Genomic DNA, 14778 nt, shown 5'->3' with positions numbered 1-14778 from the left:
GGTTATTTTAGAGAAGGCCCGCTGAAATTCCAGTCGAGACAGCAACGCAAAGTCAGACAGCGTGTCCCAGCATTTGTGAAGGCCGGTCGTCGGTTAGATCGGCGGCTGAGGTCTGCAGCTTAGGTTGGTGTCAGTGATCCAAATCGGCTTTCGCCGAAACCAGGCCGACGACCGATATGTCGATGACCTGCTTACCGCATTCCTCGAAATTGACGGTAACCCGGTTGCCGATACTGGACTGTACCTGCCCGATCCCCCAGTCCGGGGCATCCGGATTCCGGACGAAAGCGCCGGGAACCAGTCCTTGTTCTTGGGAAGGGCGAAAATTCATGGCGCGACCCTTTTCTGTCACGTTGACCCAGGCTTCGGACGCACTCCCCAACAGCGCCCTTAACAGTGACGGCGCATGTCCATACTTGTATCTTGGCCTCATCAAGGCCAAGAAACTGTCCGGTGATTCTGGTTTTTGCACCAGATGCATTTCGAATTGTGGCAACAACGGCTGACCGAGGGCGAACCGACATGACTTCGAACACCGACGCCGCCCGTCTTTCGCTGGTTTCGGATCTAGTCGCGTCTCGCATGGCGCATGAACTGGTCGGTCCGATCGGCGCGATTTCCAACGGTTTCGAGCTTCTGGAAGAACTGGGAGCCGATGCGGGCGAAGACGTCATGGGCCTTGTGCGGGAAAGCACGCGCCAGGCCGGGGCTCGGCTGCGCTTCTATCGTCTAGCCTATGGTCGGGCGGGTCGCAGCGTCAGCAACGTATTCCAGTTGAAGGCGGCGGCAGCCGAGTTCTTTCAAGGCGCGACGAAGCACGAATTGTCGTGGCCGTTGCCGCCGATCCTGCCGTCCCTGCCGGACGGTGCCGGTCGTTTGGCATTGGTCCTCAGTGAATTGGGGATCGATGTCTTGCCGCGCGGCGGCTTGGTGAAGGTGGATACGGATGACGATTCCTGTCGGGTTTCCGCCGAAGGGGCAGGGGCGACGCTGTCCCCGGAAATTGTGGCGGCGCTAACCTTTTGCAGTTCCGCCGAGCCCCAGGACGGCGACCCGCAATTCGAGGCCCGGCATGCCCATGCCCTGCTTGCCGGCGTCATCGCGGCGGACGGTGGATGGACATTGTCATGGGCGGCCATTGAAGGACGGATTGAATTTACGGTCGAATTCGCGCGGACCTAAAACTTTTCTTAACTTTTTACAGGCTACCTATATTCACTGATACTGGGGTAAGCTGACGCAATGACTGCGATTTTGCGCACCTGGGCGTAACTGGAGGAACGTTATGGACGATCTGTTAAGCGAGTTTTTGACGGAAACGGCGGAGAGCATGGAAACGCTCGACACCGAACTCATCAAGCTCGAGCAGAATCCCAACGATCAGGCGATCCTGTCGAACATCTTTCGATTGGTTCACACGATCAAGGGCACCTGTGGGTTCCTCGGTCTGCCGCGCCTGGAAGCTGTGGCGCATGCGTCAGAGAACGTTCTGGGTCGAATTCGCGACGGCGAGTTGGAAGTAACCGCCGGCGCGGTGTCGCTGGTTCTCGAATCCCTGGACCAGATCAAGCTCATCCTCAACGGTTTGGAACAGACCGAGGCGGAACCGGAAGGTGACGACACCGACCTGATTAGCCGCTTGAACCACCTTGCGGAAACCGGAAAGGTTCCGGGCGAAGATGCCGACGCGGCGGCCGAACCGGTTGCCGCCGCCGAACCGGAACCCGAACCTGAACCCGCGCCGGAACCGGCTCCGAAGGCGGCAACGGGATCGGCGGCATTCGAAGCCATGATGAATTCCGAAGAAGTCGCCGAGGATTCCCCGGAACTTCAGGCGGCCTTCGACAATGCCGTTTACAAAGGGCCCGGTGACCCTCTGGCCGGGACCAAGGCGGCGGACGAACCCGCGCCGGAACCGGCCAAGTCAAGCCTGCCTGTGAAGGCGAAGGAAACCGCGCCCACCGCCGCCAAGGGCGATAATGGTGAAGTTGCGGTCGAGAAGAAGGAAGGCGCCGGCGTCATTCAGACAATCCGCGTCAATGTCGATCTCCTCGAAAACCTGATGACCATGGTCTCCGAACTGGTTCTGACCCGGAACCAGTTGCTTCAGATTCTCCGTTCCCAGGGCGACAGCGAATTCAATGCGCCGTTGCAACGCCTGTCGCATGTGACGTCGGAATTGCAGGAAGGGGTCATGAAGACCCGGATGCAGCCGATCGGCAATGCCTGGGCGAAACTGCCGCGTATCGTCCGCGACCTGTCGCTGGAACTGCACAAGAAAATCGATCTGCAGATGATCGGGGCGGAAACCGAACTGGACCGTCAGGTTCTGGAGATCATCAAGGATCCGCTGACCCATATGGTCCGCAATTCCGCCGATCACGGTATCGAGCAGCCGGAGGAGCGCGCGGCGTCGGGCAAGCCGGAAACCGGAACGATCACGCTGAACGCCTATCACGAAGGTGGTCACATCCTGATCCAGATTTCCGACGACGGTAAGGGGTTGGCGGCGGACAAGATTCGCGCCAAGGCGCTGTCCAACGGTCTGGCCACCGAATCCGAACTGGATGCGATGAATGAACATCAAATCCAGCAATTCATCTTCGCGGCCGGTTTCTCGACGGCGGCGCAGGTGACGTCGGTTTCCGGTCGAGGCGTCGGCATGGACGTCGTGAAAAGCAATATCGACAAGATCGGTGGGACGGTCGAACTGACCTCCGTCGAAGGGCGCGGTACGACGTTCACGATCAAGATTCCGCTGACCCTGGCCATCGTGTCGGCCCTGATCGTGGAATGCGGCGCGGAACGTTTCGCCATTCCGCAAATCAGCGTCGTCGAACTTGTCCGTGCGTCAGCCGATGCCGAACACAAGATCGAAATGATCCATGGCACGCCGGTCCTGCGTTTGCGCAACCGCCTGCTGCCGCTCGTGAACCTGCGCAAGCTGTTGGATGTGGACGGCGCGGAAGACATGACCGATCTGGACGAGGCCTTTATCGTCGTCAGTCAGGTCGGCCAATACACGTTCGGCATTATTGTGGACAAGATCTACGACGCCGAAGAAATCGTCGTAAAGCCGGTATCGTCGCTGCTGCGTCATATCCCGATCTTCGCCGGGAACACGATCCTGGGCGACGGGAGCGTCATCATGATCCTGGATCCGAACGGTATCGCCCAGTCGACCGGCGAAATGCAGGTCGCCGATCAGCAGGCCGTGGAACATGCGGATGCCCGCCTTGCCGGTAGCCAGGAACGCGTCGCGCTCTTGCTGTTCCGCGCCCATGGCCATCAGCCGAAGGCGGTGCCTCTGGGCCTCGTTGCCCGTCTGGAGGAAATCGATTTCGACAAGGTCGAGTATTCCAACGGTCGTGCGATGGTGCAGTATCGCGGCACGTTGATGCCGCTGGTGCCTATCAATCCGACGGAAACCTTCCCGGAAACGGGCAAGAAGCCGACGCTGGTCTTCTCCGACCGCTCGCGCTCCATGGGCTTGGTCGTGGATGAAATCCTCGACATCGTGGAAGACCGACTGACCGTGGAACACGGTGCGGATAAGCCGGGCTTCGTCGGCAGCGCCATTGTTAATGGCAAGGCCACCGAAATCATCGATACGGCACATTTCCTGACCATCGCCTTCCCGGATTGGTTCGGCCACGATCAGGGCAATGGCGTTCTGGAAGATGCCACCGCCCGGAAGAAGCGCATTCTGCTGGTCGACGACAGTGCCTTTTTCCGCAACCTGCTGACGCCGATGCTGTCCGTTGCGGGGTATTCCGTGACCTCCGTCGACAGCGCCGAAGCCGCCTTGCAACTGCATGAGCGCGGTGCGGAATTCGACGGGATCGTGTCGGATATCGAAATGCCGGGCAAAAGCGGTTTCGATCTGGTTCAGGAGTTGCGGGCCGGGGGGCGTTGGGCGTCGCTGCCGATCGTCGCGATGTCTTCGCACACGACCCAGGCGGACCTCGACAAGGGCCATCAGGTCGGTTTCTCCGATTATGTCGCGAAACAGGATCGCGAAGGCCTGCTTCAGGCCTTGTCGGAAATGCTGGGCGAAAGCTACTTAAAGGACGCCTAAAGCGGCCTTTCACCGGGGCGTGGTCGAGCGGCTGCGTCCCGGTTGCCTCTGTCATACGATCGTGATGCCACTGCGGTAATGTAATGTTGCGGCAGTCCCGATCGGCGACTAGACTCACTTTTGCTCGGTCAGGCTTGTCGTTTCCAACAATCGAAACGAAGCGGAGAGAGCGGACCGCCGGTCCAAGTTTAGGGGTAAGGCAATGAAGTCCTGCATTGTGGTCGACGATTCCCGTGTCATTCGTATGGTGGCCCGGAAAATTCTTGAAGAACTCGGATTTGAAGTACGCGAGGCTGAGGACGGGAAGGAAGCCCTGGATCTCTGCCAGAAGTCCATTCCCGACGGAATATTGTTGGATTGGAACATGCCGGTCATGGACGGCTTGGAATTCCTGAAACAGTTGCGCAAGCTGCCCAATGGCGGGACGACCAAAGTCGTTTTCTGCACGACGGAAAACGATCTGTCGCATATCCAGGAAGCGATTGCCGCCGGCGCCGACGAATACATCATGAAACCGTTCGACAGCGAGATCGTACAATCGAAGTTCGAACAGGTAGGACTTCTTTAATGAGCGAACTGCGCGCCACTGCGGCGTCTACAGGCGCGTCAGCGGATGATCCTATCCGCGTGATGATCGTGGACGACGCCTTGGTCATTCGGGGCATGTTGAGCCGTATCCTCCAGGAAAGCCCTGATTTCGCGGTTGTCGCTTCTGCAGGGGACGGCGCGCGGGCGCTGTCCATGCTGAAGCGCACCGATGTGGATGTGGTGGTGCTGGACATCGAAATGCCGGTGATGGACGGGATCGAGGCACTGCCCAAGATCGTCGCCGAATATCCGCATATTCAGGTCGTGATGGCCTCGACACTGACGAAGCGCAACGCGGAAATTTCCCTGAAGGCGCTGGAACTCGGCGCGGCGGATTACGTTGCCAAACCGTCGTCGTCCGGGGAGTTGCGCTCCGCCGACGATTTCAAACGAGAACTCGTCGACAAGGTGCGCAGTCTGGGCCGTGTTGCGAAACGGCGCGTCGGGCGACCGAAGGCGACCGCGACGGCGGCCTCGTCCACACTGACGGCCGCGCCCGCGCCGCGCCCCAAGGAATTTACGCTGCGCCCGCTTAAGGCGTTCAAACCCGATGCCCTGGCGATCGGCAGCTCGACCGGTGGGCCGCAGGCGTTGTTGAAGGTCTTGAAGGATTTGGGGCCGGTGGATCAGCCGATCTTCATCACGCAACATATGCCGCCGACCTTCACGACCATCCTGGCGGAACATTTGAGCCGCGCCACGGGGCGCCCCTGCCAGGAAGGTGCCGATGGAATGGTGGTGGAGCCGCGCAAGATCTACCTCGCGCCCGGCGACCGGCACATGCTGATCAAGTCGTCCGGTGGGCGCGTGACAATCCAACTGTCCGACGGGCCGCAGGAAAACTTCTGCCGTCCGGCGGTGGACCCGATGTTGCGAAGCCTGTCCGCGGTTTATGGCCCACGTCTGTTGATCAGTATCCTGACCGGGATGGGATCGGACGGCGCTAAGGGGGCGAAAGTGTGTGTCGATGCGGGGGCCCAGGTCCTCGCGCAGGATGAAGCGTCCAGCGTCGTGTGGGGAATGCCGGGGGCTGTTGCCATGGCCGGCGTTTGCGGCGCTGTTATTCCGTTAGATAAAATCGGTGCTGCGATCCGCCGGTTTGCGGTCGATGGAGCCCGGCCATGAGGATAGAAGACTTCGACATGCTCAGCGCGCTGCTGAAGCAGCGTTCCGGCCTCGTGCTGACGAAGGACAAGTCGTACCTTCTGGAAACCCGCCTGATGCCGGTTGCCCGTAAGCACGGGCTGAAGGATCTGGACCAGTTGTGCGACAATGTGCGTTTGAAAAAGGACGCGAAGCTGATTGCCGATATCACGGAGGCGATGACGACGAACGAGTCCCTGTTCTTCCGGGATTCGAAACCGTTCGATCAGTTCCGCGACGTGCTGCTGCCGCAGTTGATGATCAACCGCGCCTCGACCAAGAAAATACGGATTTGGAGTGCGGCCTGTTCCAGTGGTCAGGAACCCTATTCCCTCTCCATGATTCTCAAGGAAAATCAGGCGAAGCTGGCGGGCTGGCGGTTTGAGATTGTGGCCACCGACATTTCGGAAGAAATGTTGGCGAAGGCGCGGGCCGGGATTTATACACAGTTCGAGGTTCAGCGCGGTCTGCCGATCCAGATGCTGGTGAAGTATTTCAAGCAGAACGGCGAGAAATGGCATATCGACGCTGGCCTGCGGTCCATGGTCGATTACCGCCCGTTCAATCTGCTGGAAAGTCCGCGGGGGCTCGGGACCTTCGATATCGTCTTCTGCCGCAACGTGTTGATCTATTTCGATCAGCCGACAAAGGCGAAGGTGCTGGGACAGATTTCCGAGATATTGGCGAAGGACGGCGTGCTCTACCTCGGCGGGGCGGAAACGGTTTTGGGCGTGACGGAAAAATTCAAGCCCGTGCCGAACTTCCGCGGCATGTATCAGCATGCGGACGGTACCCCGGCGATCAAGGTCGCCTGATTGCCGGTCTTTGGAACCGCCGCGTCGGCTTAGGTACTTACCGCCAGTCTTCGATATAATTTCGGGCGTCCGGGCGCTTCATGTCGCGCGGCGCTTCCGTCGGTGTTCCCATATAGACGAAGCCGATGATGCTGTCCTTCGCGGCAAGGCCTAGACCTTGCTTCACCGTCGCGTCGAAGGCCGGCCAGCCGGTCAGCAGGATCGCGCCCCAACCGGCGGCATGGGCGGCGAGCAACAGGTTCTGCGTCGCGCAGGCGGCGGCGACCACCTGTTCTTCCACCGGCACCTTCGGGTGGTTTTCCATGACTTCCGCCACGGCGGCGACGATCAGGGGGGATCGCAGGGGCTTGCCGCGCATCGCCGCGACGACGTCATCCGCGACCTCCGGTTCCCGCTTGCGCAGGGCTTCTTCAAACAGGTCCGACAGTTTGTGCCGCGCGTCGCCGCGAATGACCTTGAATCGCCAGGGCCGGATCGCGCCGTGATCGGGGGCGCTCATCGCCGCTTGCAGCAGGTCGGTCAGTTGCGCGTCGCTCGGCGCGGGCTCCACCAACATATCCGCCTTCACGGAACGGCGGGCGGCAATAAGGTCGATCAATTGGCGGGAGTCACTCATGGAAATATCCTCTTTAAGAATCGTTCGCAAATCGAATTAGTCGGCACATGCCGGACGTCAAGTCCGGAGGTCACAGTCCATGGCCGTGATGCGGATCCCGTTGCCGATGTCGCCAGGGCAGCAACAGGGACAGGAGGAAGCCCGCGACGAACCCACCCAGATGACTTTCACCGGAGACCGTCAATCCGCCCGGCCCGGGCAGAAATTCGAACAGCAGATTGACCCCGAAAAAGACCAGGATGAAGATCACGCCCGCGCGCCGGTTGTTGAATGGCGGCGGCACGTATTCCTGGCCCCGACGCAGGAAGACCATGCGCGATAGGGCGCCGACCAGGGCGGAAACACCGCCGGACGCCCCGATCAGGTAAAGGTCCGCCCCCGGATAGACGATCAGAACCGCCAATGCTCCGCCTGCCGCGCCCAGGGCATAGAGCGCCAGGAAACTGAGCTTCGGTATCTGCCGGGCGATCGGCGTGCCGAAGGCGAGCAGGAAGGCGCAGTTCACCATCAGATGCAGCCAAGACCCGTGCACGAGGGCGTAGCCGACCCATCGTGCCGAAATTTCCACCGGATAGTCGCCGAAAAAATGCAGGTCGCCGGGATTGAAGACCAGATAGGTCAGAACGGGATCGACCCATGCTTCCGGCGCGACCAGCCGAAAGACATGCATCAGCACCGTCACCACGATGATTTGCAGGACGATGCCCGGCGCGTTGAAGGCAGGCGGATTGCGACGTGGTTGGTGTGTACCGAAGGGATGCTGCATGGCCTATAGCTGGGCTTCCCGGGCCAGTTTGTCCAGCTTCTCGTCGCGCAATTCATAGACCAGCGCGTCGGTTGGTAGGGCCGCCCCGATCCGGTCGTACAAGCGTCGCGCGGGATTGTCGGTATAGACGGCAAGACCGATGCAGCGTTGCCCCTTGCGTGCCGCGTCCGCCGCGACCCGCGCCAGCAACTGCCGTCCCAATCCCCCGGACCGATGCGCGGGGTCGACATAGAGGTCGAGCAGCCATGTCGCCATGGTGCCGGTATCGGTATCGAAGAACTTCTGACACAGGGCATAGGCCACGGGCATGCCATCGCTTTCACCCAGATAGCCATAAACCAACGGGTCATCGCCCTGCATGACGGCCGCCAGCGAGGCGCCGTTCAGCGTCGCCGCGTTTTCCATGCCGAAATGCGCATTCAGCGCGGCGGCCAAATCGGCGAGTGTCGCGGCGTCTTGAACGGTCGCGGCGCGGATGCTCCACTGTGTCATCGGATGCCTGTTTCCATTGAATGCGCGGTAGCTTATCCGCCGGTCCGTGAAAACGAAAGGGCGCTTGGTAAGGCCCTTGGCAAGGTCAGGCTCATGGCCGAAAATCCGCGTATGGTGTTCGGCACTATACTGAACATGACGGCATTCGAAGGGCATAACGGCGCATGACCAAACGATGGGTGAAATCCAAGGAACGGCGGACCCTCGACTCCATTCCCACGCCTGGACCGCATGGGCCGGATTCGACGGCGGATGCGGAGGCTATGCGCCATGAAACCGCCTTCCACGGCAGCGGCACGGGCGATCATGAGGCGGCGGTCGAAAGCTTCCGCAGTCCGGATTTCCCCTATAAGAAAAAGCTGTCCGATAGCGCCTATGAAGAACGCAAGGAAGCACTGCAGGTCGAATTGCTGAAGGTGCAGCGATGGACCAAGGAAACGGGCCAGCGCATCGTCGTCCTGTTCGAAGGCCGCGACGCGGCGGGGAAGGGCGGCACCATCAAGCGGTTCATGGAACACCTGAATCCGCGCGGCGCACGGGTCGTCGCCCTGGACCGCCCAAATGAGCGGGAACGCGGCCAATGGTATTTCCAGCGCTATATCGATCACCTGCCGACGGCGGGGGAAATGGTGTTCTTTGATCGGTCCTGGTACAACCGTGCCGGCGTCGAGCGGGTGATGGGGTTCTGTACCCCAATGGAATATCTGGAATTCATGCGTCAAACACCGCTGCTGGAACGCATGTTGGTGAACAGCGGCATTCTGCTGTTCAAATATTGGTTTTCCGTTACGCGCGACGAACAGCACAAACGTTTCGACGCACGCGAAACCGACCCGCTGAAGCAATGGAAGCTGTCCGCCATCGACAAGCTGGCCGTCGACAAATGGGACGCCTATACGGAGGCGAAGGAAGCCATGTTCTTCTATACGGATACGGCGGACGCCCCCTGGACGGTGGTGAAGTCCAACGATAAGAAGCGGGCGCGGATCGAATGCATGACGCATTTCCTGCATCACCTGCCTTACGACGGGAAGGACCGCGATCTGGTCGGCGTGCCCGACCCCCGTATCGTCGGGCCGGCGAGCCATCTGATCGGGCGGCACGAACATATTTTCGGCGAGGCATTGGAAATGCCGGAGGAGGAGTAACCCGTGACCATCAAGGCCGTTATCGTTCCCGTTACCCCGTTCCAGCAGAACTGTTCCGTTATCTGGTGCGAAGATACGAAAAAAGGGGCTGTCGTCGATCCGGGTGGGGAAATTGACCGCATCCTGGACGCCGCCCAACAGCAAGGGGTGATCATTGAAAAGGTCCTGCTGACCCATGGTCATTTGGACCATTGCAGCGCCGCGCGAGTCCTGGCCGACCGTCTGGGCGTGCCCCTGGAAGGACCGCATAAGGACGACGCCTTCTGGATCGACCGCTTGCCCGACGATTGTGCGAAATACGGCTTTCCGGAAGGGAAGGCGTTCACGCCGGACCGTTGGCTGGACGAGGGCGACACGGTGACCGTCGGCGATTGCGAGATGGCGGTCTATCACTGTCCGGGGCATACGCCGGGACATGTCGTCTTTCACGATGCCGAAGATGGAATAGCCTGGGTCGGCGATGTTCTGTTCCAGGGATCGATCGGCCGCACGGATTTCCCGAAAGGGGACGGCCCGACCCTGGTTCGGTCCATTGTCGAAAAGCTCTGGCCCTTGGGCGACGAGACGGTCTTCGTGCCGGGGCATGGCCCGCTATCGACCTTCGGGCAGGAGCGGCAGTCGAATCCCTTCGTATCGGACCACGCGCTTTCCCACGCGTAGCGGCAGCGGGCCGTCCTACATATTACGCGCGATGAATTCGCGCAGGAACTTTTCCCAGTTTTCGAACGGGGCGGGGTAGGTGACGACGACGTCGGCCCCATCCCGATGATGGACCATACCCGACAGGGAAATGCGGCGAATGCCTTCCTCGCTGACCAGCAGCAGGGCGAAGCTCAATGCCTGACCTTCCTCGATCCACGTGGGCAGGTCTCTTAAGCATATGCCGCTGGCCGAAATATCGAAGATTTCCAGCGTCTTTCCGTCCATTTCAAATCGGATGGAACTGGACCTGAAGCGTTGCGAGCCAGCCTCGCCGCCGACCTTGACCTTCGCCAGCGCGGATAATTCTTCTGCGGTGGATGATGTGTCTTCCGCGGATGGTTGCCGGGACCGTGTTTCGCCAACGGTCGACCGCGTCGTCTTAATATCGAAACTTTTCACATTCCCCACCCAGCACGCTTCGACGGCGCACCGATCGCAAGTCGGACGCGCCGCCGGTTGCGCGGCCACGACCCCCTGAAGGAGGGACTAGGCATTCCAGAAGGACGGGCCGCGGTCAAACCAGCGTCTGACCGGGATATGCTAGCGAGTTTTCTAAAAGTTATCTAGTATTTTAATCAAATGCCTCATCCCAGGATCCCTGGGTGGAGGCTTTCGAATATTCCGTTGCACGGTTTTCGAAGAAATTGGCGTGTTCGACGCCGTTCAGCATCTCGTCCATCCAGCGTAGCGGATTCTTCTCGGAATGGTACATCGGCTGGAGGCCCAGTTGCGTCAGACGGCGGTCGGCGATGTAACGGATATAGGTCTTCACTTCCTCCGCGGAGAGGCCGTCGATGGGGCCGAGTTCGAAGGCAAGGTCGATAAACGAATCTTCGTGGCTGACGATCGTGTCGCAGGCCTTGTACAGATCGCGCTGGAACTCTTCGGTCCAGACTTCCGGGTTTTCCGCGACGAAGGCCTTGAACAGGCGGATAATGGAGGCCGTGTGCAGCGATTCATCGCGCACGGACCAACTGACGATCTGGCCCATTCCCTTCATCTTGTTGTGGCGCGGGAAGTTCATCAACATCGCGAAGCTGGCGAAGAGCTGCAGCCCTTCCGTGAAGGCCCCGAAGACCGCCAAGGTTTTCGCGATGTCTTCCTTCGTATCGACACCCCATACCTGCATGTAATCGTATTTGTCCTTCATCTCCTTGTATTGGAGGAAGGCCGTATATTCGATTTCCGGCATGCCGATCGTATCGAGAAGGTGGCTATAGGCCGCGACATGGATGGTTTCCATGTTTGAAAAGGCGGCCAGCATCATCTGGACTTCGGTCGGCTGGAACACGCGCGAGTAATGCCGCATGTAGCAGTTGTTCACCTCGACATCCGCCTGGGTGAAGAAACGGAAAATCTGGGTCAGCAGATTGCGTTCCGGTTTGGTCAGCGTTTTGTGCCAATCCTTCACGTCGTCGGCGAGAGGAACTTCCTCCGGCAGCCAATGGATTCGCTGCTGCGTAAGCCAGGCTTCATAGGCCCAAGGATAGTTGAACGGCTTGTAGACTGGGCTGGCGTCGAGGAGGGACATCGGGAACCTATTGGCGTTGAGGGATTATTATCGACCGACCGCACATGATAATAGATGTGGTGTCTGTGGCAAGATCGAAATCTAGATATTGTATGGCATTCGATCTTTTTCCGACCGCCATTCATCATAGGGCAAACGACCGTTCTTGTCAGGCGGCGTGGTATCGTGGACTCTGCCAAAAATGCAAAGGCCAAAAATGCAAAGGGAGGAACCTGAATGTCGGATGACCGACTGAAGCCGAAAACCTATTCCATTGAGGGCGTGCGACCGATCATCCATCCGACGGCCTTCGTCCATCCGACGGCGGTGCTAATCGGCGACGCGGTGGTCGGGCCGAACTGTTACGTCGGTCCCGGCGCGTCCATGCGTGGCGATTTCGGCCGGGTCATCATGGAAGAAGGGTCGAACCTTCAGGACAACTGCATCATGCATGCCTTTCCGGGAATGGATTGCGTGATCGAAGTGGACGGGCATATCGGCCATGGCGCGATCCTGCACGGCTGTCGCGTGAAGCGGAACGCACTGGTCGGCATGAATTCCGTGGTTATGGACGGGGCGGTGATCGGCGACAGCGCGATGGTTGCCGCCATGGCCTTCGTGAAGGCGGGATTTGAAGTGCCGGATCGGATGCTGGCGGCCGGGACACCCGCCAAGATACTACGGGCGCTGACGGATCAGGAAGTCGCCTGGAAGGAAGAGGGGACCCGCGATTACCAGCGTCTGGTCATTCGGTCTCATGCAAGTTTCCAGGAATGCGACCCCCTAACGGAAGAGGAAGCGGATCGCCCGAAATTGGACGCCGGCGCTTCAGTCCCGCTATTCGTTAAAAAAGCAACGTAATCGCGGTAGCCGTTTTCTATCGGACAGCGAGCATCGGGCGACCGAAGGCGGTCGCGGTGATGCGGCTTTCGATGAAGACGTCGAAGGATCCCGCGACGGTCGCGACCCGGTCGTCGCGGTTTGTTTCGGTACGGATTTCGCTGGCGCCCGCTTCCAGCGCGCGGCGTTCCGCCTCCGTTGTCGCGATATCCGTGGCGCGGGCGGCGGCATCCTCCAGGAAACGGAAATCCTCCACCCCTTCCAGGGCGTGAACGCGGAATAGACCTTCCGCGGGGGAGGTGATGAGGATGTGCACCCGCTGACTGACGCCGCCCGCGACGGCGCCGACGGCGTTGCATACTTCCGCAAATCGCGGCACGTCGAAGTCGGTGTGTAGGCGTTTGGCGATTTCCGGATAATAGGTTTGCGCCGGGGCGCCGATCCCGATCAGGGGACGGTGCAGGCGGACTTCGAAACCGACCAGCGAGTCCGCGTCTTCCTGATCCGATCGATGGGCGAAGGCTTCCGTCATGAAGCGGCGGGCGCTGCGGCCCGGTGCGTCGGGGATGACGGCCTCCACCATCGCCATGCAGGATTGCACGGTCAGGCGGTCGATAACCTTGCGCGCCAGGTCGTCTCCATTCGCCGCCAGCGGAATGCCCGGTCTGCGTTCCGTGCGGGCATGCAGGCCGGCGGACAGTTTTGCCGCTTCGGTATTCCAAGAGTCCTGCAAGCCGAGGACATGCGCGGCATCGGACGGGGTGAAACCGGACAGGATGACCAGTCCCCGGTCGACGAGCCGCAAGAGAGGCTGTTCCGGCGCACGGGCGGCCAGCAGGGCTTCCAAAGATTTCGGCCCGTCCTGCAGCATGTCCCATATACGCTGTTCGCCCCGGCTGAGCGTACCGGCCTTCAAATCGCGCAGCTTCACGGCGAACCGTCCGTCGATCGGCTTCGGCCAAGCGCGGTCCAATTGGGTTTTCAATATATCGACGATACCGGGATTGTCGCGGGCGAGAAGGCTGACCGGGACCATGCGGCGGGGACCGACGCGCAATTGCTTTTCGTCATCCAGGCCGATCTCGCTGTCGCCGCCCAGGCCGATCGTGTGAACGGCGATCGCCTCGACCATCGTGCGGTAGCCGCCGACGACGGCCCCGTCATCCGCCAGGACCGGCTTACCGTCCTTCAGCACGGCGATATCCGTCGTCGTCCCGCCGATATCGGAAATAACGCAATCCGGCCGGTTGCACAGGAACTGCGCGCCGATGACGCTGGCGGCCGGGCCGCTGAGGATCGTTTCCACGGGCCTCGTCAGGGCGGTATCGGCGGCGATCAGGGAGCCGTCGCCCTTCACCACCATCAGGGGTGCGTCGATGCCGCTCTGGTCCAGCATGGCGGACACGGCCCGGATCAATTGTTGGATCAGGGAGATCAGGCGCGCGTTTAACAGCGCGGTCAGCGCCCGGCGCGGCGCATCGAGAGCGGATGCCATTTCATGCGCGCAGGTGACGGGAAGGTCGGTCAGGCGGCGCACCGCGTCGCGCACGGCGATTTCGTGGGACGGGTTCCTGGTGCCGAAATATCCGCAGACGGCAACGGCGGATACCTTTCCGGTCAGGGCCTCGATATCGGCTTGTGCGGCGTCCAGGTTCAGGGGCGCGCGCTCCAGCCCGTCGGTGCCATGCCCGCCGTCCAGAAACAGAACCGGATCGCTGCCCAGGGCTTGGCGCAGTCCGGCGCGATCCAAGGCCTTGTCGTCCTGACCGATTAGGATCAGGCCGACCGGGAAACCATGCTGTTCGACCAGCGCATTGGTGGCCAGCGTCGTCGACAGGGATACCAGGGCGACCTTGGACGGATCGATATCCGCCAGGGCGGCGGCAGTCGCTTCGGACACACAGATCGACAGATCGTGCTTGGATGTCAGCGCCTTGGCGGACGATATGACTTCCCGCGTTTCATCGTCGAAAATGACGGCATCCGTATAGGTGCCCCCGGTGTCGATTCCCATCAACAAGGCCATGTTTTTGCTCTTCCAAATCCCAACGATCCCAATGCCTCATGACATTGGGCCGGA

At 60.4% G+C, this 14778-nt stretch carries 15 protein-coding genes; 8 read left to right on the top strand and 7 right to left on the bottom strand.

Annotation, left to right across the window (positions count from 1 at the left end; genetic code table 11):
- Positions 1-130: 130 nt before the first annotated feature.
- Positions 131-331, bottom strand: coding sequence for a DUF3553 domain-containing protein (locus HH303_RS17975; RefSeq protein WP_169626744.1), 201 nt, complete (start codon positions 329-331; stop codon positions 131-133).
- Between the two features lie 191 nt (positions 332-522).
- Between HH303_RS17975 and HH303_RS17970 the strand changes: the two genes are divergently transcribed.
- The 5 genes from HH303_RS17970 (at position 523) to HH303_RS17950 (ending at position 6624) form a co-directional block, all read left to right on the top strand.
- Positions 523-1182, top strand: coding sequence for a histidine phosphotransferase family protein (locus tag HH303_RS17970; RefSeq protein ID WP_169626743.1), 660 nt, complete (start codon positions 523-525; stop codon positions 1180-1182).
- Between the two features lie 103 nt (positions 1183-1285).
- Complete coding sequence (locus HH303_RS17965) at positions 1286-4078, top strand: hybrid sensor histidine kinase/response regulator (RefSeq protein WP_169626742.1); 2793 nt, start codon at positions 1286-1288, stop codon at positions 4076-4078.
- Between the two features lie 202 nt (positions 4079-4280).
- Positions 4281-4646, top strand: coding sequence for a response regulator (locus HH303_RS17960; RefSeq protein WP_169626741.1), 366 nt, complete (start codon positions 4281-4283; stop codon positions 4644-4646).
- Positions 4646-5791 carry a protein-glutamate methylesterase/protein-glutamine glutaminase gene (locus HH303_RS17955; protein WP_169626740.1) on the top strand — a complete coding sequence of 382 codons (1146 nt, stop codon included), beginning with the start codon at positions 4646-4648 and terminating at the stop codon, positions 5789-5791. The genes HH303_RS17960 and HH303_RS17955 overlap by 1 nt, the downstream gene beginning before the upstream one ends.
- The gene (locus HH303_RS17950) at positions 5788-6624 is read left to right on the top strand and encodes a CheR family methyltransferase (RefSeq protein WP_169626739.1); all 837 of its coding nucleotides are present in this window, start codon (positions 5788-5790) and stop codon (positions 6622-6624) included. Before HH303_RS17955 ends, HH303_RS17950 begins: the two co-directional genes overlap by 4 nt.
- A gap of 37 nt (positions 6625-6661) precedes the next feature.
- On the opposite strand, the gene HH303_RS17945 is transcribed toward HH303_RS17950, so the two are convergent.
- The 3 genes from HH303_RS17945 to HH303_RS17935 all read right to left on the bottom strand — a co-directional run bounded on the left by HH303_RS17945 (position 6662) and on the right by HH303_RS17935 (position 8498).
- The gene (locus HH303_RS17945) at positions 6662-7240 is read right to left on the bottom strand and encodes a nitroreductase family protein (protein ID WP_169626738.1); all 579 of its coding nucleotides are present in this window, start codon (positions 7238-7240) and stop codon (positions 6662-6664) included.
- A 70-nt stretch (positions 7241-7310) separates the two neighbouring features.
- The gene (locus HH303_RS17940; protein WP_169626737.1) at positions 7311-8006 is read right to left on the bottom strand and encodes a rhomboid family intramembrane serine protease; all 696 of its coding nucleotides are present in this window, start codon (positions 8004-8006) and stop codon (positions 7311-7313) included.
- Between the two features lie 3 nt (positions 8007-8009).
- Positions 8010-8498, bottom strand: a complete 489-nt coding sequence (locus HH303_RS17935) for a GNAT family N-acetyltransferase (protein ID WP_169626736.1) — start codon at positions 8496-8498, stop codon at positions 8010-8012.
- A 164-nt stretch (positions 8499-8662) separates the two neighbouring features.
- On the opposite strand from HH303_RS17935, the gene ppk2 reads away from it, so the two are divergent.
- Together ppk2 and HH303_RS17925 are read left to right on the top strand one after the other, a co-directional pair.
- Positions 8663-9646 (top strand): polyphosphate kinase 2, encoded by a 984-nt coding sequence (gene ppk2 / locus HH303_RS17930; protein ID WP_169626735.1) that lies wholly within the window; start codon positions 8663-8665, stop codon positions 9644-9646.
- A 3-nt stretch (positions 9647-9649) separates the two neighbouring features.
- Positions 9650-10306, top strand: coding sequence for an MBL fold metallo-hydrolase (locus HH303_RS17925; protein ID WP_319637457.1), 657 nt, complete (start codon positions 9650-9652; stop codon positions 10304-10306).
- A 15-nt stretch (positions 10307-10321) separates the two neighbouring features.
- On the opposite strand, the gene HH303_RS17920 is transcribed toward HH303_RS17925, so the two are convergent.
- Both HH303_RS17920 and HH303_RS17915 read right to left on the bottom strand, forming a co-directional pair.
- The gene (locus tag HH303_RS17920; protein WP_169626734.1) at positions 10322-10747 is read right to left on the bottom strand and encodes a hypothetical protein; all 426 of its coding nucleotides are present in this window, start codon (positions 10745-10747) and stop codon (positions 10322-10324) included.
- A gap of 172 nt (positions 10748-10919) precedes the next feature.
- The gene (locus HH303_RS17915) at positions 10920-11879 is read right to left on the bottom strand and encodes a ribonucleotide-diphosphate reductase subunit beta (RefSeq protein WP_169626733.1); all 960 of its coding nucleotides are present in this window, start codon (positions 11877-11879) and stop codon (positions 10920-10922) included.
- A gap of 216 nt (positions 11880-12095) precedes the next feature.
- Between HH303_RS17915 and HH303_RS17910 the strand changes: the two genes are divergently transcribed.
- On the top strand, positions 12096-12719 hold the full coding sequence (locus HH303_RS17910; RefSeq protein WP_169626732.1) for a phenylacetic acid degradation protein PaaY: 624 nt from the start codon (positions 12096-12098) through the stop codon (positions 12717-12719).
- 16 nt (positions 12720-12735) lie between these two features.
- On the opposite strand, the gene HH303_RS17905 is transcribed toward HH303_RS17910, so the two are convergent.
- Positions 12736-14724 (bottom strand): hydantoinase/oxoprolinase family protein, encoded by a 1989-nt coding sequence (locus HH303_RS17905; protein WP_169626731.1) that lies wholly within the window; start codon positions 14722-14724, stop codon positions 12736-12738.
- Positions 14725-14778 lie beyond the last annotated feature (54 nt).

This window comes from Pacificispira spongiicola (assembly GCF_012926505.1).
GTDB lineage: Bacteria > Pseudomonadota > Alphaproteobacteria > UBA8366 > Aestuariispiraceae > Pacificispira > Pacificispira spongiicola.
This window is presented reverse-complemented; position numbering and strand designations above follow the sequence as displayed.

Coding starts and splice junctions, on each gene's coding strand:
- HH303_RS17905 (WP_169626731.1), bottom strand. CDS start 14,724: ATGGCCTTGTTGATGGGAATCGACACCGGGGGCACCTATACGGATGCC.
- HH303_RS17910 (WP_169626732.1), top strand. CDS start 12,096: ATGTCGGATGACCGACTGAAGCCGAAAACCTATTCCATTGAGGGCGTG.
- HH303_RS17915 (WP_169626733.1), bottom strand. CDS start 11,879: ATGTCCCTCCTCGACGCCAGCCCAGTCTACAAGCCGTTCAACTATCCT.
- HH303_RS17935 (WP_169626736.1), bottom strand. CDS start 8,498: ATGACACAGTGGAGCATCCGCGCCGCGACCGTTCAAGACGCCGCGACA.
- HH303_RS17950 (WP_169626739.1), top strand. CDS start 5,788: ATGAGGATAGAAGACTTCGACATGCTCAGCGCGCTGCTGAAGCAGCGT.
- HH303_RS17940 (WP_169626737.1), bottom strand. CDS start 8,006: ATGCAGCATCCCTTCGGTACACACCAACCACGTCGCAATCCGCCTGCC.
- ppk2 (WP_169626735.1), top strand. CDS start 8,663: ATGACCAAACGATGGGTGAAATCCAAGGAACGGCGGACCCTCGACTCC.
- HH303_RS17955 (WP_169626740.1), top strand. CDS start 4,646: ATGAGCGAACTGCGCGCCACTGCGGCGTCTACAGGCGCGTCAGCGGAT.
- HH303_RS17960 (WP_169626741.1), top strand. CDS start 4,281: ATGAAGTCCTGCATTGTGGTCGACGATTCCCGTGTCATTCGTATGGTG.
- HH303_RS17975 (WP_169626744.1), bottom strand. CDS start 331: ATGAATTTTCGCCCTTCCCAAGAACAAGGACTGGTTCCCGGCGCTTTC.
- HH303_RS17970 (WP_169626743.1), top strand. CDS start 523: ATGACTTCGAACACCGACGCCGCCCGTCTTTCGCTGGTTTCGGATCTA.
- HH303_RS17965 (WP_169626742.1), top strand. CDS start 1,286: ATGGACGATCTGTTAAGCGAGTTTTTGACGGAAACGGCGGAGAGCATG.
- HH303_RS17945 (WP_169626738.1), bottom strand. CDS start 7,240: ATGAGTGACTCCCGCCAATTGATCGACCTTATTGCCGCCCGCCGTTCC.